At 36.5% G+C, this 25,073-nt stretch carries 14 protein-coding genes; 1 reads left to right on the forward strand and 13 read right to left on the reverse strand.

All coding sequences use genetic code 11. The features are described from left to right. Positions 1-3: 3 nt before the first annotated feature. The 12 genes from BQ7474_RS06875 to BQ7474_RS06930 form a co-directional block, all read right to left on the reverse strand. Positions 4-783, reverse strand: a complete 780-nt coding sequence (locus tag BQ7474_RS06875) for an enoyl-CoA hydratase-related protein (RefSeq protein WP_073998184.1) — start codon at positions 781-783, stop codon at positions 4-6. Positions 784-880: 97 nt separating this feature from the next. Further along, positions 881-1,885 (reverse strand): electron transfer flavoprotein subunit alpha/FixB family protein, encoded by a 1,005-nt coding sequence (locus tag BQ7474_RS06880; RefSeq protein ID WP_073998185.1) that lies wholly within the window; start codon positions 1,883-1,885, stop codon positions 881-883. A gap of 9 nt (positions 1,886-1,894) precedes the next feature. Continuing rightward, positions 1,895-2,680: an electron transfer flavoprotein subunit beta/FixA family protein gene (locus BQ7474_RS06885; RefSeq protein WP_073998186.1), complete on the reverse strand. Its 786-nt coding sequence runs from the start codon at positions 2,678-2,680 to the stop codon at positions 1,895-1,897. Between the two features lie 12 nt (positions 2,681-2,692). Further along, positions 2,693-3,838 (reverse strand): acyl-CoA dehydrogenase, encoded by a 1,146-nt coding sequence (locus tag BQ7474_RS06890; RefSeq protein WP_073998187.1) that lies wholly within the window; start codon positions 3,836-3,838, stop codon positions 2,693-2,695. Positions 3,839-4,017: 179 nt separating this feature from the next. Beyond that, complete coding sequence (locus tag BQ7474_RS06895; protein ID WP_073998188.1) at positions 4,018-4,380, reverse strand: class II SORL domain-containing protein; 363 nt, start codon at positions 4,378-4,380, stop codon at positions 4,018-4,020. A 74-nt stretch (positions 4,381-4,454) separates the two neighbouring features. Continuing rightward, complete coding sequence (gene hisS / locus BQ7474_RS06900; RefSeq protein ID WP_073998189.1) at positions 4,455-5,753, reverse strand: histidine--tRNA ligase; 1,299 nt, start codon at positions 5,751-5,753, stop codon at positions 4,455-4,457. Positions 5,754-5,953: 200 nt separating this feature from the next. Continuing rightward, on the reverse strand, positions 5,954-6,610 hold the full coding sequence (locus BQ7474_RS06905) for an FctA domain-containing protein (protein WP_073998190.1): 657 nt from the start codon (positions 6,608-6,610) through the stop codon (positions 5,954-5,956). Then, entirely contained in the window at positions 6,610-6,879 is a 270-nt protein-coding gene (locus tag BQ7474_RS06910; RefSeq protein WP_073998191.1) for a sortase family protein, read from the reverse strand. The genes BQ7474_RS06905 and BQ7474_RS06910 overlap by 1 nt, the downstream gene beginning before the upstream one ends. 255 nt (positions 6,880-7,134) lie before the next feature. Next, positions 7,135-8,052: a class C sortase gene (locus tag BQ7474_RS06915; RefSeq protein ID WP_073998192.1), complete on the reverse strand. Its 918-nt coding sequence runs from the start codon at positions 8,050-8,052 to the stop codon at positions 7,135-7,137. Then, positions 8,021-8,902 (reverse strand): class C sortase, encoded by an 882-nt coding sequence (locus tag BQ7474_RS06920; RefSeq protein ID WP_073998193.1) that lies wholly within the window; start codon positions 8,900-8,902, stop codon positions 8,021-8,023. Before BQ7474_RS06920 ends, BQ7474_RS06915 begins: the two co-directional genes overlap by 32 nt. After that, the gene (locus BQ7474_RS06925; RefSeq protein ID WP_073998194.1) at positions 8,895-9,959 is read right to left on the reverse strand and encodes a class C sortase; all 1,065 of its coding nucleotides are present in this window, start codon (positions 9,957-9,959) and stop codon (positions 8,895-8,897) included. Before BQ7474_RS06925 ends, BQ7474_RS06920 begins: the two co-directional genes overlap by 8 nt. A gap of 1,175 nt (positions 9,960-11,134) precedes the next feature. Continuing rightward, entirely contained in the window at positions 11,135-13,414 is a 2,280-nt protein-coding gene (locus tag BQ7474_RS06930; RefSeq protein WP_073998195.1) for an MSCRAMM family protein, read from the reverse strand. A 732-nt stretch (positions 13,415-14,146) separates the two neighbouring features. Here BQ7474_RS06930 and BQ7474_RS06935 point away from each other — a divergent pair. Then, complete coding sequence (locus BQ7474_RS06935; protein WP_073998196.1) at positions 14,147-14,650, forward strand: sigma-70 family RNA polymerase sigma factor; 504 nt, start codon at positions 14,147-14,149, stop codon at positions 14,648-14,650. Positions 14,651-14,835: 185 nt separating this feature from the next. Here BQ7474_RS06935 and BQ7474_RS06940 read toward each other — a convergent pair whose 3' ends face one another. Beyond that, positions 14,836-24,408 carry a SpaA isopeptide-forming pilin-related protein gene (locus BQ7474_RS06940; RefSeq protein ID WP_073998197.1) on the reverse strand — a complete coding sequence of 3,191 codons (9,573 nt, stop codon included), beginning with the start codon at positions 24,406-24,408 and terminating at the stop codon, positions 14,836-14,838. Positions 24,409-25,073 lie beyond the last annotated feature (665 nt).

A 25,073-nucleotide genomic window follows, 5' to 3' on the forward strand; every position in this document is an offset into this window, starting at 1 on the left:
CCCCTATTTGTTTTGAAACTCTGCTTTTTCTTTGTTGATGAAAGCTTGTGTTCCAATGTTTTTGTCTTCTGTTGTAAATACTAGGCCAAAGGCATTTTCTTCGATTCTCATAGCATGTTCTATATCTACTTGAGCGCCTGTGTTGATAGCTTCTTTAGATAGTCTAACTGCTATTGGAGCTTTGCTTGCTATCGTTTCTGCTAGAGTGTTCACTCTTTCTTCTAGTTCTTCTACATCTACTACGTCTTGAACTAGCCCGATTTCTAGAGCTTTGTCAGCTTTGATGTTTTCTGCTGAGTAGATTAGGTATTTGGCCCAACCTTGTCCTACTAGTCTTTGTAGTCTTTGTGTGCCACCAAAGCCTGGGATTAGGCCAAGACCTACTTCTGGTTGACCAAATAGAGCTTTGTTTGATGCTATTCTTATATCACAGCTCATAGCTAGTTCGCAGCCGCCACCTAGAGCAAAGCCGTTTACTGCTGCTATTACTGGGATTGGTAGAGTTTCAATTTTTCTAAATACTGATAGACCTTTGTTACCGAAAGCCTTTGCTTCTAGTCCACCTAGTTCAGACATTTCTTTGATGTCTGCTCCAGCTATAAATGATCTGCCTTCACCTGTGATGATTAGAACTCTAAGGTCATTATTAGCCTTGATTTCGTCTAGGCATTTGTCAAGCTCGTCTAAAACCTCTGAGTTTAGAGCATTGAGAGCTTTTGGTCTATTCATTGTAATTTTTGCTATATGTCCGTTTACTTCATATTTGATTGTGTTGTAGTCCATGATTATCCTCCAAATTATTTATTTCATATATACATTGTATGTTTTATGAAAATGTTTTTCAATGATAATTGTTTTCAATTTAAATTGTTTTAGGGGATTATTTTGCAGATTTTGCAAGTTTTATTTTCTTGATTAGTTCTGGGACTACTTCGTTGATATCGCCTATGATTCCAACATCTGCAACGTTGAAGATGTTTGCATCTGGGTTTTTGTTGATAGCTACGATTAGGTCAGATTCTTCCATACCAGCCAAGTGTTGGATAGCTCCTGAGATTCCTAGGGCAATGTATAGGTTTGGTCTTACTGTCTTACCTGTTTGTCCTACTTGACGGTCTTTTTCTAGCCAACCTGCATCTACTACTGCTCTTGATGATGCAACTTCACCTTCTAGTACTTCTGCTAGTTCATAAGCAAGGTTCATATTCTCTGCTGATCCTATACCACGGCCTACAGCTATTAGTACTTCTGCATCTTCAATCTTGATTTTTTTCTTATCTTCTTGTTTTTCTTCGATGATTTGAACGTTTACGTCTTCATCTGTTAGTTCTACTTCAAAGTTATGAACTTCGCCTTCTCTAGCTTCGTCTGGGTCTTGTTTTGGCATTACACCAGGTCTTACTGTTGACATTTGTGGACGAGCTTCTGGTGATTGGATGGTTGCCATTAGGTTACCACCAAAGGTTGGACGGGTCATATTTAGTAGGCCAGTTTCTTCGTCTATTTCTAGTTTTGTACAGTCTGCTGTTAGTCCACAGCCAACTCTGGCAGATACTCTTGGTGCTAGGTCACGGCCTATAGTTGTTGCACCAAATAGTACTACTTCTGGTTTTAGTTCGTTGATGATAGCTACTGTTGCTTTTACATATGGTTCTGTGAGGTATTTTTCTAACTTGTCATCTTCGTGGTAGTAAACTTCATCAGCACCGTATTTTATCAATTCTTCTGATAGGTTTTGTACTTTCTTACCTATGATTACTGCAATTACTTTACTTTCTAGATCGTTTGCTAGGTCACGAGCCTTACCAATTAGTTCTAGTGATACATTTTGTAATTGGCCATCTCTTTGTTCGCAAACTACTAATACATTTTTATATTCGGACATCTTAACTCCTTAAATTAAAAACTCTTCGCTTAACTTATCAACTATTAGGCTAGCACCTTCGTCTGCAGGTACATCAAATACTTTTCCAGCTTGTTTAGCTCCTTTTGTGAAGGATCTTTTTACTCTAGTTGGAGAGCCTTTTAAACCTATGTTGTCTCTATCAACTTCTATATCATCAACAGTCCAAACTTTTACAACATCTTCTCTGTTGCAGTCGTAAATTCTTGATACTCTCATGTATCTTGGTTGGTTCATTTCACCAAGAGTTGTGATTAGTATTGGATAGTTTGCTTTGATAAGTTGGTATCTATCTTCAAATTGTCTTTTTACTGTGATATTAGAAGAGTTTACATCTACTATTTCTTCTACATAAGAAATTGATGGGATGTGTAAGTGTTCTGCTGTTTGTGGGCCAACTTGTGCTGTATCACCATCTATAGCTTGTCTACCTGCTATAATTAGGTCATATTCTATAGATCCGATAGCTCCTGATAGAGCTGTTGATGTTGCCCAAGTATCAGCTCCACCAAAGGCTCTGTCTGTTAGTAGGATTACTTCGTCAGCTCCCATAGCGTATGCTTCTTGTAAAGCTACTGATGCTTGTGGAGGTCCCATTGTTAGTACTGTGATGTGAGCTCCGTTTTGGTCTTTGATTTTTAGTGCTTCTTCAAGTCCTGCCAAGTCGTCTGGGTTGATGATTGAAGGAAGTCCTTCTCTCATGATTCTTCCAGTTTCTTGGTCGATTTTTACTTCGTTTGTGTCTGGTACTTGTTTGATTAATACTAATATATTCACAATTAACTCCTATTATCTAAATAAGCTTCCGCTTATTACCATTCTTTGAACTTCTGATGTACCTTCGTAAATTTCTGTGATTTTTGCATCGCGCATCATACGTTCTACTGGGTAATCTCTTGTGTAACCATAACCACCGTATAGTTGTACGCATTTGGTTGTTACGTTCATAGCAGTTTCAGCTGCAAATAGTTTTGCATGAGCTGCACTTACTGTGTAAGGCATTCCAGCATCTTTGTCGCAAGCTGCTTTGTATACTAGATATTTTGCTGCTTCAATTTGATTTGCTAGGTTAGCTAATTGGAATTGTGTGTTTTGGAATTTTGCTAAAGGTCTACCAAATTGTTCTCTTTCTTTTACATAGTCTAATGTTTTTTCTAGGGCGCCTTCTGCAATTCCTAGTGCTTGAGCAGCTACACCAATACGTCCACCGTCAAGAGTTGTCATGGCAACCTTGAATCCCTTACCTTCTTTATCTAGTAAGTTTTCAACAGGTACTTTGCACTCTTCAAAAATAAGTTCACAAGTTGCAGATCCGTGGATACCCATTTTCTTTTCAGGTAGTCCTATTGTAAATCCAGGGGTGTCTTTTTCTACTATAAATGCAGAAATTCCGTGTGTTCCCTTTGATTTGTCAGTCATTGCTATAACTATAAATGTATCAGCAATAGTTGCGTTTGTGATAAATATTTTTGAACCGTTTAATATGTAATATTTACCATCGTCTGATATATGAGCTGTTGTTTGTTGCATAGATGCGTCTGTACCAGCCATTGGTTCTGTTAGGGCAAATGCTCCTATATGTTCACCTGTTGCAAGTTTTTTTAGGTATTTTTCTTTTTGTTCTTCTGTACCGTAAGCTTCGATAGGCCATGCACATAATGATGTGTGAGCTGAAACTATTACTCCAGTAGATGCGCAAGCTTTTGATAATTCCTCTACAGCCATTACATATCCTAGGTAATCTCCACCTTCTCCACCGTATTCTTTTGGAATTGGAATACCAAAGAATCCTGCGTCTTTTAGCTTTGGTATATTTTCATAAGGTGGTCTTTCTTCTTCGTCAATAGTTGCTGCTAGAGGCTCAACTTCACGTACCGCAAAGTCTCTATACATTTCTCTTAGCATTTTATGGGTATTATCTATCGTAAAATCCATACTTTCTCCTTTAATTAAAAACTATGTTATCTTTTTAACCTTCATTTGTATTATATAACGCCAAGTACATTTTGTCAAAATTTTATTTATATATTTTACTTAAAGCTACCACCTCCATTTTTCCTAAAAAAAATCAGACACAAAATAAAGCCCTTGTGTCTGATTCTCTATCATAATATTTAGTTTAATTCAGCTGCGTTTTCCCATAGACCATGGATATTGCAGTAGCTTAGTGCATAGATTGTACCTTTTTTGTCTGTCTTTAGGATACCTGTTGCACATGGTACTGATAGTACATCGTCTTCTCCATGAGCGTTGAATTCATATGAAGAAATTTCGATTGGGAATTTGCCATCTTCTGCTTGGAAGAATACTTTGATCCAAGAGATGTGGTGTTCTAGTGTGTTTGGGTGTTCGATTTCAGAGCCAACTGCTGCTGTAACTTTGATTTTGCCGTCTTCACATTTTTCGATTTTGATTTCTGGTACGTGTTTTTCACTTGCCCAATCGCCAGTTTGTACTGTTTCAGTTAATTTTGTCATAATGACCTCCGTAAATTTTTCTTATTAATTGCTAGTTTTACCTACTAATAGTATAGCAGTATTTTGCTATGAAATCAATTGCCTAAATGGAATTCTTCGATTTTTTGCTTGGTCTGTTCTCCCGTTTCCATATTTTTGATGGATACTTCTTTATTATTAGCTTCTTCTTCGCCTATTATGATGGAGTATTTGGCTCCTATCTTATCAGCATAGTTCATTTTCTTTTTGAACTTGCCAGTTTCTAGGTATATATCAGCCTTAAGTCCCTTGGCCTTGATTTCCTTAAGGACTTCTATGGCATACAGGTGCAAGGATGGATCCATTGGCAAAACAAGGACATCGGTATTTGCTCCCTTAATCTTATCAACTAGGCCAAGTTCTTGGAGTTGGTAAAATAGTCTAGTTAGGCCAATTGACATACCTACTCCTGGCAAGTTTTGTTTGGAGAAGTTGTTGGCCAAGTTCTCATACCTTCCACCTGAGCAAACTGAACCTATAGATTCGTAGCCATTGATGAAGGTTTCATAGACTGTTGATGTGTAGTAGTCTAGGCCTCTAGTAATGGCAAGGTCAATTTTGATATTTGCTTCTGGCACGCCAAAGGCTAGCATATAGTCATAAACTATCGCGAGTTCCTCAAGGCCATCTTTGTAGAGGTCATTGCCATCAAATTCTTTTAGGCTTGCTATAAGGTCATGACCTTGCTCTGGGTTTTGGATAAAGACAAGTATTTCTTCTGCCTTATCTGCTCCTACAATTTCTGTAAGTAGACTTTGAGTTTTGTCTATGCCAATCTTGTCCTTTTTGTCTATAGTTCTTAAGACTTCTGTAGAGTCATCTATGTCTAAGCTTTGGAAAAATCCATTTAGCAATTTCCTGTTGTTGATGTGGAAGGTCAAGGCTGGAAGTTCTAGTTTTTCAAAGGCCTTATACATTACAAAAGGCAAAATAGCGTCGTTATAAATGGTTAGGCTGTCATGGCCTATGATATCTATATCTGCTTGGTAGAACTCCTTGTATCTACCCTTTTGATTGCGCTCTCCCCTATAAACCTTGGCAATTTGGTATCTCTTGAAAGGGAAGTTTAGGTCAGAAAAGTGCTCTGATACGTATCTAGCTAGGGGAACTGTAAGGTCAAAACGTAGGCTCATATCCTTAGAATCGCTAGCTATCTCAAAGATTTGCTTTTCTGTTTCTCCACCACCCTTTGCAAAGAGTATCTCATTTTTTTCTATGATTGGGGTGTCGATTGATGCAAATCCATAATCTTTGAATGTTTCTTCTATAGTGTTTTTTATGTAGTCAAAAACTTCTTGGTCGGCTGGAAGTAGTTCCATGACGCCGGCAATAGTTGATGGTTTTATAATATCCATGTAAATCTCCTAGGCTTTTTTACTATTATAACATATTTCATTAGCAAGGAAAAAAGAGGGTCTGATGAGTGGGAAATCCCCCCCTCAAATCTTTATATAGAAAAAACCTCATAGTTTTAACTACGAGGCTTAGTTTGTTTCTTGCTTGCTAATAATAAAAATCCTGCTAGCAAAAGTATGATGAGGTAAGAGATAATTCCCTATATACCTGTTTTTACATTTCCATTCGAGTTTTTGTTTTTAGTAAATCCTTGTTTGCCTGGAATAGTAGGGTTATCCTTGTTTGGATTATCTTCCGGGTTCTTGCCAGAGTCTGGATTTTTGCCGTCATTGCCCGGCTTACCATCCTTGTCAGGATCATTTATTTTGCCTTTACCAGGGTCATTGTTCTTAAAAACAATCTCTGCTACTTTTGATGTATGGTCAGGGTCTATGATGTTTTTATCATTATCATAAGCATATACAGAAATATTTAATCCGTTTTTGCCTTGTTCAACTATATAAACCAAGTGATATTTGGTTTTGTCATAGCTAACTGATCTATGTTCTTCTTTAATATCTTCGTTGTTTTGATAAATTAAGTATTCATATCTGCCTGGTCCAGTAAATTCTGGAGCAAAGCCAAACTTCAAATCTCCGTTTCCATAAAACTCGTCTACATCATCTGGCAATGGCGCCCCATTTATCGGCTCGATTTTGATATCGGTTTTATGGGGAGCTTCATCCCACTTTTGATCACCAAGATACCAATCAACAGTGATTGGAACTGCAACACTAGCTGCTTTTGCTTCTACAAATGGGATGAGTACAATCACTGCCATTAGTATTAAATTATATATTCTTTTAAATGATTTCATCATTCATCTCCATTCATAGGTCTTAAGACTCCAAGTACAACTGTCCTACCGTTGGTCGTAGCCTTCTCGCAGGTGGATAAGGCTATTATTTTGTCATTACCTATATCTATATATCTCTCTTGGAGCATATTTTTTCGTGCATAATCAATCAGTTTTTTTCTCCCATCCATAGTCTTAGTGCTTTCAGGGTTGAAAACTATCTTATCGTATGCATCGATTTTGCTAACCATAAAAATTTCTATTTTGTAAGTTTTTTCTGGTAAAAACAAAGTCCCATATTTATGTTTGTCGAAATAAATTTTTACTCACATTTTGATAAACTTTAAAAAGGGCTTTAATGCCCAATTTTCTCTTGTTTTCCTGTTTTTATTTGTTATTTTCATTTTATAATATTTTCGAATATTTATAAACTTATTAATCGTTTCTATCAATACTAGACAATACTAAATTACCCATTAATTTTTTTTATTTTTTATAGTAATTTTTTGACAAAAATAGACCCTAGCTTATGCTAGAGTCTTTGTTTACTTTTTGTATTTTATTGTTGCATTTATTCTTTTAATAAATCTAACTAAGGTTAGTATAAATAAGACTACACCAATTATAGAAAGTATTAGAGTTGCTATCCTTGTTGTTGCTACTGTTTGGTCTGTTGATGAGATTTTGTTTTCTTCTTCATCCTTTTGACTTACTGGATAGTCATCTGTGCCTGGGAGTTTGAATTCCTCGGCTATTGTCTTACTTGTCTCATCACGAACACAGTTTACCAAAAGTCTATTTGGTCTTGGTGGCAAGAATGGTGAACAAGTCATAAGACTGATAATATCAGCATCTCCTCTTGGAGCCAACTTGTCCCAATCGTAAGGGTCTATGACTTCCTTGTCATTTACCACATAGCGCATGGTTTGTTCGGCACGCTCTACATAGACGTAGTCACCATAATTTAGCTGGTCAAGGTATAAGAACATGGTATCGCCCCACCAGCCCCTGTGGCCAGCTATGACTGACCTTGTTCCAGGTCCTCCTACTGGGATAGAAGTCCCATCTACTTGGGCAACACCCCTTGATATATGGTCTAGTGTCGCATCAAGATATAAGGGTAGGCGTTTGTCTAGTTTTGGTATGACTAGATAGGCAAAGGGAATATTTGTGTTTTGAAACTTCTCATAACTTGTCTGGTAATCTTCAGCTGTAAAAGGGTCACTTACACTTATATCAGAATTTTTGACTATTTCGTTATACTCATTAGCATTTTCTGTTTCTTCTGCCACTTCTTCTGCTTTTCTGTTTTCTTGTATTTGCCTAAATTCTTTTTCAGCTCTTCGGGCAGAGTAGTCTTTGTAAGATCTTCTAATTAGAGGGAGAGTTACAAACAAAAGTCCCACAAGTATAAGGATATATCCAAATGTATTAGTTTTTGTAAGCTTTATTTTCTTGTTCAATACTTTCTACCTCCATTGCCAATCTTTTTCTTATTCTAGCTTCTCTAATCATAATTATTAGCAAAAATACTATTACTGGTAGCATTCCCAAGAATAATTGTAAGAAATCTGGTTTTAGTCTATGTGTATTGGCCACACCATCGTCTATGGCTTCTTGATATGGGATTCTATGGCCTCTTACCAATAGCCTGTGAGAGTTGATCATATATGGTGTGCATGTCAAAAGTGTGGCTAAATCTTTGCCCTCTTGGACCATAACCGGTTCAAAATTTGAAGGGTCTACAACCTCAATATGGTCAATCTGATATGCCAGGGTTGTTTCTATGTTGTGGATATAGAAAATATCCCCCTCTACCAATTGGTCCAAGTTTCTAAAAAGCTTGGCATTTGGTAGCCCCCTGTGACCTGTGATAACCGTATGGGTGGAAGTTCCGCCTATAGGAAGAGATGTACCTTCCAAGTGGCCAAGACCCTTTTCCAGAACATCGTCACTTGTACCAGCATAGACAGGCAAATCTTGTCCAATCCTCGGTATTTCCACGTGGCCTAGCATCTCGTTTACCTCAAGCATCCTAGCATATTCTGCTCGACCCTCTTTTTCCTTTTCTGTAAAAGGATCGGCAAGCCTAGATGGATCTAGGGTAGAGTTGTAGGCACGGGCTAGGTCTATACGTTTTTCTATGTCAGCCTTGTCAACATCATCAATTTGCTTCTTAAACTCTACAACTTCGTTAGTAGACTCTATTTCATAATATTTCTGGCTAATAAACGGATAGGCAAAAATCAACAGTCCTAGGACAAAGATGAGTATGAAAGGCAAGTTTTTCTTAAATGCGCCCTTCTTATTCATCACTATTTCCTAAATTATTGCTATCATTACGAGTATTTGGACCAGTAGACCTCATCTGTTCAAACATATCTGATGAACCTTGGTAGTTTCTGAAATTACCAGAGTTCATAAACATCTTCTTCAAGTCTTCTTGTTCTTTTCTGACTTCTTCTAGACGTTTATAATAGTCTTTGTTCTCACGTCTTAGCTTAATAAGTCTTATAATAAGAACTATAATCAAGAATAAGGCTAGGAAAAATAATATTCTAAATATCCAGTTTGCTTTGTTTGTTCTAATCAATTCTTCATCCACAGCAGGTACGTATGGTACTCTGTGCCCCCTTACTATAAGTCTATGAGTGTTAATCATTATCGGCGTACAAGTCAAAAGTGTCACATAATCGTGACCTGGAGCAACCATCAAATCATCGAAATTTGTAGGCTCAATTACCTTAATCTGGTCAACTTGATAGGCCAAGACTCCTTCTATGTTGTGTACATAGAACTTATCTCCAATTTCAAGTTGGTTAAGGTGGGTAAATAATGTCGCTTCAGGCAAACCAGAGTGAGCAGTCAAAACAGCATGGGTTGAGTTTCCCCCTACCGGAAGAGATGTACCTTCCAAGTGGCCTACACCCTTTTGGAGTATATCCTCACTAGTACCAGCAAAAATCGGCAAGTCTTGGTTGATACGAGGAATCTCCACGTGGCCTATCATCTCAGAGACCTCTAGCATACGTGCATATTCCTTGCGGCCTTCTTCTTGCTTTTTCCTAGTGTATGGGTCATCAGCAATATTCTCACCAGACAAGGACTCATTGTAAGCATGAGCCAGATCTATACGTCTTTTGACCTCATCTGTAGAAAGGTTGTTAGCCCCAGCCTTAAAGGTATCAACTTGGCCTGTAGAATCTATACGATAGTACAAGCGGTTGATTAAAGGATAGAGCATAACCAAAAAACCAATAAGGAAAATAGACCTCCAAATCCATTTAGAAGCCTTGGACTGGGGCTTTTTCTTCTTACTTGGCTTATTATTAACTTTTTCTTCTTTAACTATTTTCTTATTAAAAGGCATCAAAACTCTTTTCTTTTAAGGGATTTTCTTCCCTTTAAGGAACCCTTAATTAAGTGTAATTACATAAAAATTAAAATGCTTAGTACTCGAGGGATAGGGATTAGGGGTAGTAATTGCCAGTCCGTCCGCTCTCGGACAGACCCCTTTTTCCTACGGAAACTCGCTTTTAAAAAGCTATTTCGTGCATCCGCACTTAGTTTCCGGGTTAAACAACCGAAATTAACGGTTGTTTAACTCCCCCGAACCCCTAAAACCTTCTACTACGAAAACCCGCTTCTGAGGAAGCTCTTTCGTGCTACCGCACTACGTTTTCGGGATAAATGACCGAAATCAACGGTCATTTATCTCCCTCCGCCACTGCGTGGAGCAAGAGCAGAAGAAGTTCACTTCGTGAATTCTTTTTATGTTTTATTATATGTAAACTGCTATCATTAGGCCATTGGCCAAGGAATCTCATAAAACACCACTAAGCCATGGGATTCTTCGCGTTCGCTCAGAATGACAGTGGGGTGGGCAGTATTGGCGATACTCTTTCCATTGTCATCTCCGTGGTTAACCAGACATCCGTCATCGCTTTGTCATCCTGAGGCCACAGTCCGTAGGATCCCATAAAGCACCATTAATCCAGGGGATTCTTCGCTTTCGCTCAGAATGACAGTGCAGCGGGTGGTACTGACTTACTTCCACTTGTCATCATTCTTGACCTATCCCAATTCTCATATGAGAATTGATGGAAGGTCAAATGTCGCGAAGTCCAAATCTATATGATTTGGCTAACGTAGCCGACGGAGGGAGCGGACGCGACCGTAGGATCTCTTAAAACACCGCTAACCTAGGGGATTCTTCGCGTTCGCTCAGAATGACAGTCTGGTGAGTGGTATTAAATATGTTTATAAAATTTGATGAATTCCTTATTCTATACCTTAATAACCTTGTCAGAATGCTACACTTTGTTTTGATAATAATGCACATTCATGCACACACTCTGTCATCCTGAGGCCCTGAGCCGAAGGATCTCGTAATGCACCGTTAACCTTGGAGATTCTTCGCGTTCGCTCAGAATGACACCATTGTAAATGGTTATCATTGTATTTTCACATCACCATAACAGTCCTCTTATAAAGCAAAATAAAAGGTTTCTTCTTGAAACCTTCTATTTTCTCTTAAATTCTAGCCTAAGCTAATTGAATTTTCTGATTTTTTTCATCTTTCTTTACTATGATACTTCCAGCTACTATCATCACTAGGCCTAGGGCTACTAGGATTACTATTCTAATATCCCCTGTTTTTACAAGTGGCCCTCTTGGGATTCTTGTCTTGTTGCCTGGAACATAGTAAGTTGTTGGTGGTTTTACTGTTGTTGATGGTGGTGTTGTTCCTGGAGTGTTTGTCCTTGATGGTGGTGTTACTGTTGGTGGAACAACAGTCTTTTTTGTATCCTTTTTATTTACAATCATAATAGCATCTTTTTCGTAGCTATCTTTTGTAATCTCAAACTTAATAGGATTTACATCAAGGATATATCCATTTGGAGCAGCTGTTTCACGTAGCATATAATTTTTAAATGGTAGATTTTGCACTTCGAATTCACCATTTGAATCAGATTTCAATGTTACTCTTTTGGCATTTTTATCATGTGGAGAGTAAACTCCCTTTTCATTTACAACGTATGGAGTGTATCCTCCCTTGCCATCTTCTATATATAGGGCAAATACAGCATTAGCAAGTCTGTTCTGTTCCTTGGAATCATCAACCTTGATGAATTTGTAGCCACCCTTTTGCTTTCTATTTCCATCTGGTGGAACAACATCTTTTGGTTTGTTTGTAAGGGTTTGTTTGCTAAATTTCCTTGAGAAAGGTCTAGCATTTTCCTTGCCACGGTTTTCTGCTGAGTCATAGTCTTTCAATGGTTCATTTTCTTTGAAATAGTAGTCACCATCAGGAAGACCTGTTACTTTGATTTCCCCATTTTCATCGGTGTATAGTTTATAAACTTTGCTTGATTCGCTAGCATTGCTATCAAATTGATAGCTGCCTGTACCTCCAACAAGTCCCACAAGTTCTCTCTCTCTGTGAGCAGTACCATCTTTATTTTTGTTTATCTTTGTTCTATATAATTCAAATCCAACCTTGTCAAGAGAATCGTTTGTTAATTGGTCTTTTTTAGTGAGAGTAATCTCAATAAATTCATCCTTGTAGTTTTCGACAGTAATTGTCTTGCCAAATTCTGCTGGATAGGTTCTATCAGATACAAGCACGTAATCATCTAGAGTTTTCACTTCTCTAAACTCATATCTATATCCTGCTGGTTGTTTTGGCAAATCTGTTAGGATTATTGATCCATTTTCATCAGTCTTGAAGATGAAATTCAAATCCTTACCTTCAGTGTTTTTGCCATCTGAGATTATATATTTGCCATCTTTGTCAACTCCAACTGGGAAAAGATCATTACCAGATGCAAGATAAAGTTCAAATTCTACACCAGCTAGGGTGATTGGGTTTTCAGGATCGGTTCCATCAATTTTTTTGAGGTGAAGAGTGTTCTTTTCTTCTTTTTCATTTGTAATGGTGATATTTCCACCATTGCTTGGTACAAAGTTTATATCCTCAGAATATTCTTTGCCTTCAAAAATCTTGTAGCCCTTATCTTTGTCAGTTTTAGTTTCTTTAAACTTGTAATTTCCCTCTGGTAAATTATTGATAACAATTTGACCATCTTCATTGGTTATTAGATCTGTTGTAGCATCTTCACTATCATTTATGTAGGAATATACTCCATCTTTATCTTTAACAAGTTTTACTATAGAATCTTCTTCATCATTTTTTTCTTTGTCTATATTGATTAAGTTAAATACAACGCCAGAAAGCTTTTCTTCTGTTTTGTTGCCTTTTTTATCTACAATAACACCAACTTTATTTAAGATTAGAGGTTTATTATCCTCTCCCTCTCTCACCTTATCCTTAACATGGCTAACCTCTGTCACTCCTTCTTGAGAGCACCAAGCTATAGGAACCATTTTGTATTGGTGGTTAGAAGCAGATTCTTCTGTTTCCTTCAACACATAAGTACCTGCAGGAAGGCCCCTAAGCTCAAAAGAATCATAGGAAGCTCCATCATTGCCTGTTTTAACTTTTGATTTTTCAGACAAGATTCCCTCACCATACTTAGCTATGACATCTACCATTTTCATAGCATCTATCTTCTTATATAGATCCTCAAGTTCTTCATTAGTGTATATTTTATCATCAACTTTAAAATATTTGAACTGACGAGGTTTAGAATCTTCTTTGGCGTCATCGCCTTTTCTAGGCACATCGATATCAAGATTACCATATTCGATTTTTCCTTGGTCATCTTCTCCTTTAGCAAAAGCAAATGGCGAAATAATCACGCCAAGCACCATAAATAAGCTTAGCAAACCGGCCAATACTTTTGATCTATATTTCCCGTTCATAACTACTCCTGTATTAATATTTTTTATAATTCCTGTTTCCTGTGTCTGAACAGACTTAGTCACCTATATTATATCTTAAAGCTCGGATTAATACAATTAAAAAAGCCCTAATTTTAGGGATGTTAGAACAAAATTATTAAATATAAAAATGTTTTCAAATAATTAAGAAAATAAATGAGAATTGAAAAAGGATTGTTAAGAGCAAAGATCCTTCGGTCGCTTACGCTCCCTCGAGGATGACAGATAGTGGAGGAATATGCTTTGTTTTCTAAGCAGAGAGTAAGTATTTTTTAAAAACTATTTTAGCATAGGATTTGCAAACCCATGCTTTTCCTATCATCTGTAATCACACTCACTAACTTGTCATATTTAATGACCTAACCCCATTTTTGAAAAAAATGGATGGTAGGTCAGATATCAGATTGTTTAAATGACAAGCCTGTCCGGCTAGTGGAGGACATTTGTCAAAATCTGATTGAGCGGATGCGAAACATCTTTTATACAAAACAATTCCATACAGAAATCCTTCGGTCGTGTTCACTCCCTCAGTTTGATAGGGTAGTGGAAGAATTTGTTTTATTCCTTTTTCTCCTTAATTCTATAGATACATCTCCCTTTTATCCCTTTTCTTTTCGTCTTATTGCCCTTTATACAATTAAACTTTTTCTTCTTTTTCTTATACCATTATTGTGTCGACAATTTTAATAAGCGGCCGCTTTGAAAGGTTTTATTATGCAAATTACAATAGACAATTCAAAGCAAATCGTAAATTCCTATATGCCACTTTTGATTTCAATGGCTAGGAAGTTCCCTTCTAATGATTATGACGAGGATATTGATGAGACTAGGATGATTCTTATGGAGTGTATCCCTTCTTATGACGAAAGCAAGGGGACTTTTGGGAATTTCTTGAAAAATCAGCTTCGCTACCACTATTTGGACAGGGCGAAGAAACAAAACCCCCAAAGTCTAGATGATTTCGACCAGAATGGAAATCCTATAGTTGATACAATCCCAGATGATTATGATTTTGAAGTTCACATTCTTGAAAATTACAAGGAACTCTACCTTGCCATATGTAAGCTTAGTGAAAAGGATAGGGAAATTATCAGACTGAAATATTGGGAGAAATTAACTAATAAGGAAATTGGAGAAATTTTACACATTTCTCCCAAAACTGTAGCAAACAGGCACAGCCTCAGCCTTAAGAAGCTCAAAGATTTGATGGAAAGATAAAAAAACAAGCACTTGAGGGGGATTATCCCCTTAGTGCTTGTTTCTGATTTATTGAATAAGAAAGCCCTATTGTACTCCAATAGGGCAAAACTTATAGTCAGCAGTAGCACTTTGCTACGCGCGACTAGTGTACTGTAGTATCATTATATCACTTTGTGAAAAATTATCAACACTAACTGTACTATTTATTTCTTGTACCTTGCAGATCTTCTTCTATTTTTGTCATTTTGGTAAATGCCAAAATATGCTAATGCTAGAAGCATCACTGCTGTACCGATGATTGCAAAACCTATAGATACTCCATTTCCACCAGTGTATGGGTAGGTTGCTTTGTTGTTTACTATATCTATTGGATTAGATTTTGAATTATCTTTTATCTCTTTAGTTTTATTTACATCGACTTTTGATATCTTAAAGTCTTCTACCTTAAAGTTATATACTGCCTCTTTTCGCTTGATGTAGCCTGTAGGTGCTTTTGTCTCTTTGACTTGGTATGTTCCATCTTTTAGGTTGGTAAATTTGAAAATACCATTAGCATCTGATCTGGCTACAATATCCTTGCCATTAGCATCTTTTACATTAGTAAATTCAGACTGATCATTAGCTTTGTACAATAATTCAAATTCTGCATCCTTTAGGTATTGTGAACTACCATCAGCGTTGTTAGACTCTGATTTTTTTCTAAAGTAGATTTCAGCTTCATTCTTTTTGTTCGTGATGGTATATACAATTTGTTTAGTTTTACCATCTGGAGTTAGTTTCTCCTCTTTTCCATTTTCTACTACTGCATTAGGGTCTATACCTAGTCCTATGCTTATAACTTCTGTAGTAGGTTCTACCTTTGTATTTGGAACTTCTTCCTTGGTATATGAAACTACTCTTTCGCCAGTCTTTGGACTTGCTTGTGGTGCATCTGCCGGCCAGTCTGCTGGTCTTGTTGCATTTAGACCTTCTGAAGTGTCATAGGTTATAGTGTATTTATAGGTTACAGAACCATTTTTACCTTCAGTTACTGTAGTTTTCTCGCCTTTTTTCTTGTTGACGTCTACTATAGTTGTAGTCTCAAATTTTATTTCTTGATCTACATTTTTGCTCTCTTCTCTAGTTACTACCTTAGGTTTTGTACCATATTCTATAATTTTAGGTTGTGCATTTGTTATTATATTTTCTCTAACAAACTCCTTCTCACCTTCTGGTTTACCACCTACGTATTTTTGTCTATATACTTTGACTTTTCTACCAGTTTTACCTTCAAAGATTACATTTTCTGTACCCTTAAACATATCTGGGTTTGCTCTTCTGATTGGCTCAGCTGGAATAGGGATTATTGATTCTTCTTCTATTTCCTTATAGGTTACCTCTGGTGCTTTATTAACCTCATCTTCACTATAAAATTGTTGGGCTGCCCATTGCTCAGGCTCACCATTAAGTCTTACATAGTATGCACCAAGACCAATTGCTCCAGAATCTGGATAGGTATATTCTACTTCTACTGCGATAGTACCACTGAAGTATGTTCCAGGTGTACTTATTGTAATCTTAGATCTGTTATATCCATTAACTTTATTATTAGCTACTGATGTAGTAAGAGTTCTACCTGGATTTACTAGGTTAGTAGGAGTAGATGTGCTATCTACTACTTGTGCTTTTAATATTTTTAGGTTTGGATTAGGTCCACTAGACCATATATCCCTATTTTCTGGCCAAGCATGGATGTTTAATGTAGGTCCACCTATTGATTGTCCAGTCTTATTTATTATAAATACTTGTCTATATTTGTTTTCAGCTTTGTTAATTTCAGTAACTTGAGTTTTAATATCAGCAGTTTCTCTAGTAGATCTTTGTTTTGATTTACTTAGGTCAACCTTCTCCCATGTTCCTGCTGCATAGGCTGTCATTGGTTTAAAAATATCTAGCATGTTAAATGCTGTCTTTTTACTTGCTGATATGGTTGCATGATCTGGATATACAAGTTCACCTGCAAACTCAGTATATGTGATTGGAGATCCATTAAATCCTGCTTTTATACCCTTTGGTACTACAGTAAATTTGTAGCTTGCATTACCTTTTGAATGGTGTGGGTCAAAGTTTGAAACTGTGTAGATATTTCCATCTAAGCTACCCTCAGCTGGTCTTATATCAAACCTATCTGTATCAAATAGGATTTTTAAATCTGTAGGTTGATTTGCTATGCCGTAGGCTCTATCAAAGTCAACACTTAATTCAAACACTCCATCAGTTGCTGTCTCTCTTAGGGTTGAACCTAGTCTACCTGCAAAGTTTCCATTATAGTATACTAAAGTCTTATCGTGATTTTTAATACTATATGTTAGTCCATTATCTGCAGGTGGAGTTATTGGATCTTCAGGTTTTGGATTGGTTGGCTCTGTATTTCCAGGCTCTGTATTATCTCCAGGTGTTTCTGGATTTTCATTTTCTCCTGGCTTAGGAGCCTCCTCAGAAGCTTTTACTGTCTGAGGTGTTATAGTTACCTTCTTATCCTTATCTACTACTACTTTCCATCTCATGTTAGGATCTTTGTATCCATTTGGAACTTTGGTTTCTTTTATATAATATGTTCCAGGTGTTAGGTCCTCAAATTTGGCTAGGCCATCTTTTCCTGTAGTTCTTTGAGCAATTACTTTATTAAGTTTATCATTTAGAAGTGTAAACTCTGCACCTGCTATAAGCGTATCAGGATTATCCTCATCTACCTTTTTGATAATAATCTCTGTATCAGATTTTTCATTTACTGCCTTTAATGCTCCCGGTGGGAAGTCTGGGACAGTTCTTTTGATACCTAGATTGTTTGGCTCAGCTGGTAGGACTGTTTTATCTGTATCAGATTTCCATTGATAGCTTATATATTTATTTTGCTCTCCATCATTGAAGTCTGCCTTAGCTACTACTACATATCCAGCTCCATCCCATCTTTTATCTTTATCAGTTGGGAATTTTATTGTAGTTTCATAGTTTGATTTATTAACCTCAATGTCAGATGCCTTATAAGTTGGGTTTAGATAAGGTGTATCCATAGACCCCTTATTGCTCTCAGGATATCTATATACCTGTACATCTACGTTAGTAGCCCAGTTATGTTTTATAACTAGGGTTGTAGGTCTATTTGGACCTTGTCCTAGGGTTGGATCTTGTCTAGGATTTAGGAAAATTCTACCTATTATACTATTTCCATCGGTTGATTTGAGTTTGGTACTCATATTCATAAAGCCTGGATAAGGGTTTGTGTTAAAGATATCTGGTTGTTCTAACCTTTCTTCTGTTATCTCACCAGCTTTTGGTGTAGTTACAGTGTATGGTCCACCATTTCCAATGCCATCACCTTCAAATGTTACTTTTCCTTCAGGAGATACAATAACATTTATCGCTTTTGTAATTGGCTTGTACCCTTCTGGAGCTCTAGTCTCAGTCAGTGTATATGTGCCTGGGTCTAGGTCATCAAATGTTACTAAACCAGATGGTGATGTGTAGTCTTCTTTTACTATCTTGCCATTGCTATCCGCTAGTCTAAAGTAGGCTTGTGGAAGAATTTTTTCCTCACCATTATCTTTACCATATTTTGTTATAGTAAATCTACCCTTGTCAGATTTTTTGTTAAATACTGTCAAATCATAGTTTGGCTCTACAACATCCACACTTGTACCAGTTGATGATGATGCCCTATTTGGGTTTGGCCTAAATTGTGCCATACCTGCAGTATTACCCCATCTTGTCTTATATGCAGCTATGGTTTGTGTATAAGATTCTCTAAATAACTTTTCATTAGTTACTTTATAGAAGTTTTCTATTACATAACCAGATCCATTATTATCAGGAAGTGTTATTTTAAACTGAACATTATCCATAGATCTAAGGTCCGGGGCTTTTCCAGGGCCTGCTCTATTTTCATCAAAGGATAAGTTAATGCCTCCTTTAAATTCATTTAGCCTATCCTTACCTTCAACATCAAATGTAGCGACATGCTCATAAGTTCCTGTCTTATCTTCTGATGGTCTAACACCACCAGATATAGGCATATTGTCTGGATTAGGATTTGCTACTCTCCATACTACTACCTTGGTAGGTTTATGAGCAGGAGCTATTTTATCATTTAATACAGAAGGATTTGGATCTTTGGTAGCTCCGTAGAATATTCTCATAATTCTATCACCTGATGGGTGAAGTCCATCTGGGTTATAGATAGTTACATCTCTCATCATATATTGAGGATTTTCAGGTGTACCTGCGTTATAGGTATCTACGTTTTGTGTTATATATCTTAATTGACCAGCTGTACCATAAAATACCCATAGGTAAGCATCTACCCTAGTATTAATAGTTTCTACTGAATCACCAGTGTTTATAGTATCAGTAAAGTAGTAGATTCCATCGTTTTTAACATAGTATTTAGAAGGTCTAACACCCTTTACATGCATTTTAGCTCTTACATTATCTTTACCATATACAGCATCTGTTAATGTGTAGGTCAATACATTATTTTTATAATCCATGCTAGGACGCGCTATAACATTTCCATATCCATCTTTGATAACTGGCATTTCATCAGTCCACTGACTTAAGTTCCAGTTTTTATCAAAGTTAATAGTGAACTTATCTCCACCACGCTTATTTCTAATATTAAGCTCTAGGTCAAAATCATAGGACTCGTAGGATGCTTCTTCCCAAACTCCTGGTTTGGTACCATATCCATCTTTCTCATGAAGTGTCATGGATTTTTTTAGCACCTCTATCCTAGATTCTGATGGTGGGCCACCAGTACTAGGTCCTTGGTTTTTACCTACTAGGTATTTATCACCTGGTGCTAAAGGGGTGCCATTTTTATCAAAGGCCTCATATAGGATCTGTCCACTCTTAGTTACTGTAACTTTAAATCTAATTTCATCATTCTTGTAGCCTTCTGGCGGATTAGATTCTTTAAGTTCATATATACCTTCTGGCAGATCTTTAAATTCTATAACACCGTTAGAGTCGGTTTTTCCTCTTTTGACTATATTGCTATATGAGTCAGTCATTATAAATTCCGCTCCAGCTAAGGTTTTTCCATTTTTATCTTTTTTAGTAACCTTTACTGGATGAGTCTTAGCCTTAGTGTTTGAGATTTTAAGCTCTGCATTTTCTACCTTTGCTTCATCTTCTCTTTCTTTATCTCTATCGGCCTTGGAAGGTATTATATTTTCTATATTTTCTATCTTCCAGTTTGTAGCGGTATTATCTTTTGTTAACCAATCATAAGTCACCTTAGCTTTGGCATCTTTATTTGACACTCTACCATTTACTTTGATGATAAATGACCAGTCATTACCAAATCTTGATTGTCCAATATCTACTGCTGCTACATTTTTGTTTAGATATGGGTCATTAACATTTAGGTAAGATTTTATCTTACTTGAATTTGTAGTATTTTCTGTACCACCCCTGTATGGTATGTTAATTTTTAGGTTTGTATCTAGGAAATCTTGCCAGCTGGCTAGATAACCTCTTTGTATGGCATCTCTAAAAAAGCCCTTGTTTACAGTAGGTTCTATGTTATAGATTTCTATACCATCTATATCTACATTTTCACTTCTTATAGCTACTCTTGTATCTTTGTTTGTACCGTTAGTCCCTGCAGGATTAGCAATTGGCTTTAACATAATATATGAAACTACACTGCCATCTTCATACTGTACATAGGATATAGTGTTCATAAATGAAGAATCTGTTTGATTATCAGGGGCTTCTTTTTTTACAACTTTACTTTTATATCTGTCAACCTGCCCCTCATTTGAGCCAGCAACCATAACATTTTCTATAAGGTTATTAGTATTCCATGATACTCTTCCATCTTCATGGACAGTTATTGTATCTTGACCATTATCTCTTACATATCCTGTTGGCGCTTGGGCTTCTGATAGGATATATTTACCTGGTTCGATATTTTTAAATACTATCTTACCATCAGCGTCAGTCACACCTTCAAAAGTTTTATCATTACCAACCATTTGAATTCTAGCTCCTGATAGAGCTTTTCCATCATTACCTGTCTTTTTGATAGTGATATCAGCTGGTTTATTTTGAGTTTTTTCTAAGATTTGATTTCTAACTTCAAATCTTCTCTCATGTGGGTCGTAGAAGACATTTACTTCTCTATAAGTTATTGTCTTGCCATTTTCTGTTTTATCAGGTGGGAATTTTTGGCTTAGGGTGTACTCTATTGGTGTTGCCTTTCCATCAGCTCCTACTTCCCATTTTTTGACATTTGGAACTTTTACATTAAATTCATATGGATCTCCAGCTTTTCTTGCTGGGACTTCTAATGTAGCTACTTCGCCATTTTCAGATTTTGGTGTAAGGGTTATGGTTTCAGCTGGAGGATATTCTCCTTGTATAGTTGACCATTTAATATTTACATCTACATCTTCATATTCAGATATATTGTTATCTCCTAGGGAGTAGCCATTCTTATCTTTTTCTTTGATGTTTGTTATATATTCATATACTGCAATAGTTCCTGGTTTATGGGTAGTATTAGCTAGTGACCCTTCATTTACTGGATAAGAATTTTTTATATCTTGAGTTTCCCCAACTTTTTCTATTTTTCCAGTTTTTGCATTTGGCGCATAGTAGGATACTTTTAATGATTCTAAGGTTTGGTTATCACTTAGAGTTCTAGTAACCAATGGTAGAGAACCTGGGTCTCCTGATGATACCTCTTCAGTTACAACCCAACGAATTTGGTTATTAGGTCGGAATTCTCCCTTATTAGTAACCCTATTAGTAGTTATTATTCTAGTTGGAGTGTCTGCCTCTACCTTGTCTTTTTCATATCCTCCTTGAACTAGTCTTACTGATCCAGTTTTGTTTTTACCATTTAATACGCCTGTTAATACGCCTGATATATCTAGTACATAGTTTTCTTGTTTTTCTTCTACTTCCGTTCTAAAGGTGTATACATATCTACTTTTACTTTGATTTGGCGAAACAGTTTTGGAGTCATTAACTAAAAATTGACTTCCCATTGAATCTGTATTTGGAGTGATGGACTGACCATTTAATTTAATACCTGAAATATTTTTTATTCCAGATCCTTCTACCGCTGTGAAGTTGGTCATTAGGTCAAGTGCTGGATCATTTAGATTTTGTCCATTACCATCGAAGGTAATCTCCCAATCTATAGCTTTCATTTCGCCATTTTCTATAACTGGATATGACTTAGCATCAAAGTTTACCTTATAGGTTGAGGTTGGGTCAAAGAAGAATGTTGTGTCATGAAGGTCAGCATCACTCATGCTGCTAGGGTCTAGGCCTAGTTTGTCACCATTCTTGCTTACCTTTTGGGCTGGTAGGTTTTTTGGATCTGTTACACCCAGACCTGATATTCTATTGGTCACTGTGAAGTTACCATCTTCATCTAGGTCTATATTAGCAGTATTGTAGTCCACTGGTATATCTAGGGGTACTTGGATATTTTCTGTAATATCATTTTTTATACTATATTTAATTGTATTTGTTTTAGCATCGTATGATGGTTCAGCTATTACATTCCCATTGTATACTATTGGTTTTAAAGTAGATGGGTCTTTTACTCTTAGCTGATTATCTAGGTGGATATTGAAAAATTGTCCAGCCTTTATTGGTCCAGCTACTGTTGATGTGTCAAATCTAGTTATGACATTATATTTTTTCTTTTCTAGTTCAGCCTTGTTACTATCACTTAGGGCATATAGCAACCAGGGGTTGAAGTTCTCATCAGCATCTCTTGCTATAAGGGCCTTGATGGCTTCTTCGTTATCTGCCATTAGTTTGGCTTCGTCTTTTCTATTTAGCTCATACTTGCTGCCAAGCTCGTGAAGTAAGGCTTGGATATCTGCTAGGGTATTTGCTTCATCAGCTAGGGCAGCCTTTAATTCTTTGTCTGCCTTGGCTAGGTTTGATTGGCCAAAGATGCCCTTGATGCCTTCTGAAATATTATCTATTAGAGATCTATCGTCTTCTTGTGGTTTTTTGCTTGCTTCTTTGGCTTGGTTTAGGCTTTCATCGAAGCTTTCTAGGGCATTGTCTTTGATTTTGTCTTCAGGAGTTCTGAAGTCTTCTGTTGTTTCTGTTTCTACATTGTCATTTTCAGCATTTGTAGTTTCTTTCCTGTCAGCTTCTTTTGTTTCTGTCACAGGGTCTTCTTCTGTTACTTGTTCTTCCGCTTCTTCTTTTTCATAGACTTCTGCTAGTAATTGGTCTTCGTCAATATTTGCTACCTTGTAGGTCTCTTGGTTGAGTCCTGCTATGAGTCCTTGTACTATTTCTGCAAAGTCTTCTTTTGATAGGTCTTTTGCTTGTGTTTTGAGATTTGCTAGGAATTCTTCGTACGTCATCTCATCATTATTGTAAGCGCTGAAAAGAGAGCTAATGTTATTGATTGTGATTTCAACGACTGTATTTAGCTTTTCATTATTTTTGAAATTGTTGATGACGCTATCTCTGTTGAGGTTTATGGCAGATTTTGTTTCATCTGTGTCGTCTTCACTAACTAGAGAATGATCAATTACAGCTTCGTTTGTTTCTGGGTCTATTGGTATGATTTTCTCTTCACTAGTACCCTTTGATTCTTCTGTTTTTGGATTTTCTTCTGGCAGAGGATCTGCATCGTCCTCTTCTGATTTTTCTTCTGTCTTTTCTTCTTTATATATAGGGTTTGGAATTTTGGTTTGATTTAGAGAGTATTCTTTTTTATTTTCTGTAACTTTTGTTCTTAGTTCTACTTTGGCAATGTAACCCAGTGGAATTTGAAGTTTGAGACTTTCAGTAAATGGAATTTCTTTTGTAAAGTCTTCTTTTAATGAATAACCTTTTTCATTAGCTTGGTAGAATTCGACTTTAATTTGTGAGTCTGTGGCATCTTGAGCCTCATCAAGCTTGATGTCAGTTGTGAATTCTTTGTCATCTTCTGTGTGGATAAAATCAGTCCAAGTAATCTCTCCTGGATTTTCTCCTAGTAGATTTGAACTTCCTTCTTTATATATAGCATTAACTTGATGGGTTGGATTTTCTTTTTCTTTTAGAGTCTCGATAATATCTTCTGCACCTACGCCTACCACTTCCATTTTGTCTATGCTTAGGGCATACCTATCTTGATATAAATTAGCACCTGCTTCTGCTATGTTTATCTCAAGGTCCATGCTAGGAGTTTTGTCATCTATCTTAGCTAGTGATTCTTCTGATAATTTTGCGCTTAGGTAATAGACCAAATCCGCCTTGTCTGTTGTGACTCCTAGAGTCTCAAAGGCATCGTTGTTATATAGGATAGATGGTCTCTGTTCTTGATATTTGATTTCCACTTGCGAATTATCACTATGTATTTGACTTACATTTTCTAATTTCAAGTCTTCTAGGTCAGTGTTTTTGCTAATAGCAAAACTTGTAGTGACCTTGTCATTGGATTCTTCATCCTTATCCTTTAGATGGACCTTGATCAAGTATTCAATTTGTCCAGTAGTTTTGGATAATCTTGCATATTTTTCTATTAGATACTTGTCTGTTTCCTTTTTTGTAATTTCCGTTTCTAATAGAGTTTGGTCTTTGACTTCTTCGTCATTTTGACCTGTAGTATCAGTCTGAGCTAGTCCCATAATACTAGCTGAAGCCTTGTATTTTCTCGTTTTCGTATTATCCAAGCCCATAGCAAATAGGTTAGTTGGAAATACTAAGATAAAAGCCAAACACATAGAAAAAGCCTTTATCAAAAAGTTTTTAACATTCCTTCTCATTAATTTATCTCCCGTATATTTTTCCATTAATTTTATTATCTTCTAAAATTAAGAATCCCAAATAGGGCTAACTTTAGCCCTTTGTTAGCACCATTATATCAGATTAATGTAATTTTGTATATATAGTGTAGGAAAATACTCGAATTTCATAAAGTAGTAGAAGTGTTGAAATATAAACATTTCCCAAAAATCATTTCTCCAATATAGCAGTAAATTTCCCAATATATTGAAAATATTTAAAAATGCTTGTTGTTATAGATATAAAAAGGTAATGATAAGGGAATCTCTGAGATTTTATAAGTTATACTGGAATCGTTGGTAACAGAGTATTAGTTGGATGCTTAGAGAAAGCGAAGGATCTTTTATTTTTGCAAATAAATAAAAATCTGTTTTGTTTTTAATATAATTTGTAGGATCCTTCGGTCGCTTACGCTCCCTCGAGGATGACAAGCGGGGGACTGTAGGGTTATGGGCTACTTCGGCTTTCAGCCTCAGGATGACAGAGGGCGTAGTACATTTTCTCTATATACCACTCTCCATCTATTTCCACTGTCATGTTGAGCGTATGCGAAACATCTTATGGTGATTGGTACTTTGTGGGATCCTTCGGCTTACAGCCTCAGGATGACAAGGATGCTGGCTTCTGTTGGTTTTGTTGATAGTAT

Origin of the sequence: Anaerococcus urinomassiliensis (assembly GCF_900128425.1) — a bacterium.
Lineage (GTDB): Bacteria > Bacillota > Clostridia > Tissierellales > Peptoniphilaceae > Anaerococcus > Anaerococcus urinomassiliensis.

Coding starts and splice junctions, on each gene's coding strand:
- BQ7474_RS06875 (WP_073998184.1), bottom strand. CDS start 783: ATGGACTACAACACAATCAAATATGAAGTAAACGGACATATAGCAAAA.
- BQ7474_RS06880 (WP_073998185.1), bottom strand. CDS start 1,885: ATGTCCGAATATAAAAATGTATTAGTAGTTTGCGAACAAAGAGATGGC.
- BQ7474_RS06890 (WP_073998187.1), bottom strand. CDS start 3,838: ATGGATTTTACGATAGATAATACCCATAAAATGCTAAGAGAAATGTAT.
- BQ7474_RS06895 (WP_073998188.1), bottom strand. CDS start 4,380: ATGACAAAATTAACTGAAACAGTACAAACTGGCGATTGGGCAAGTGAA.
- hisS (WP_073998189.1), bottom strand. CDS start 5,753: ATGGATATTATAAAACCATCAACTATTGCCGGCGTCATGGAACTACTT.
- BQ7474_RS06905 (WP_073998190.1), bottom strand. CDS start 6,610: ATGAAATCATTTAAAAGAATATATAATTTAATACTAATGGCAGTGATT.
- BQ7474_RS06920 (WP_073998193.1), bottom strand. CDS start 8,902: ATGAATAAGAAGGGCGCATTTAAGAAAAACTTGCCTTTCATACTCATC.
- BQ7474_RS06925 (WP_073998194.1), bottom strand. CDS start 9,959: ATGCCTTTTAATAAGAAAATAGTTAAAGAAGAAAAAGTTAATAATAAG.
- BQ7474_RS06930 (WP_073998195.1), bottom strand. CDS start 13,414: ATGAACGGGAAATATAGATCAAAAGTATTGGCCGGTTTGCTAAGCTTA.
- BQ7474_RS06935 (WP_073998196.1), top strand. CDS start 14,147: ATGCAAATTACAATAGACAATTCAAAGCAAATCGTAAATTCCTATATG.
- BQ7474_RS06940 (WP_073998197.1), bottom strand. CDS start 24,408: ATGAGAAGGAATGTTAAAAACTTTTTGATAAAGGCTTTTTCTATGTGT.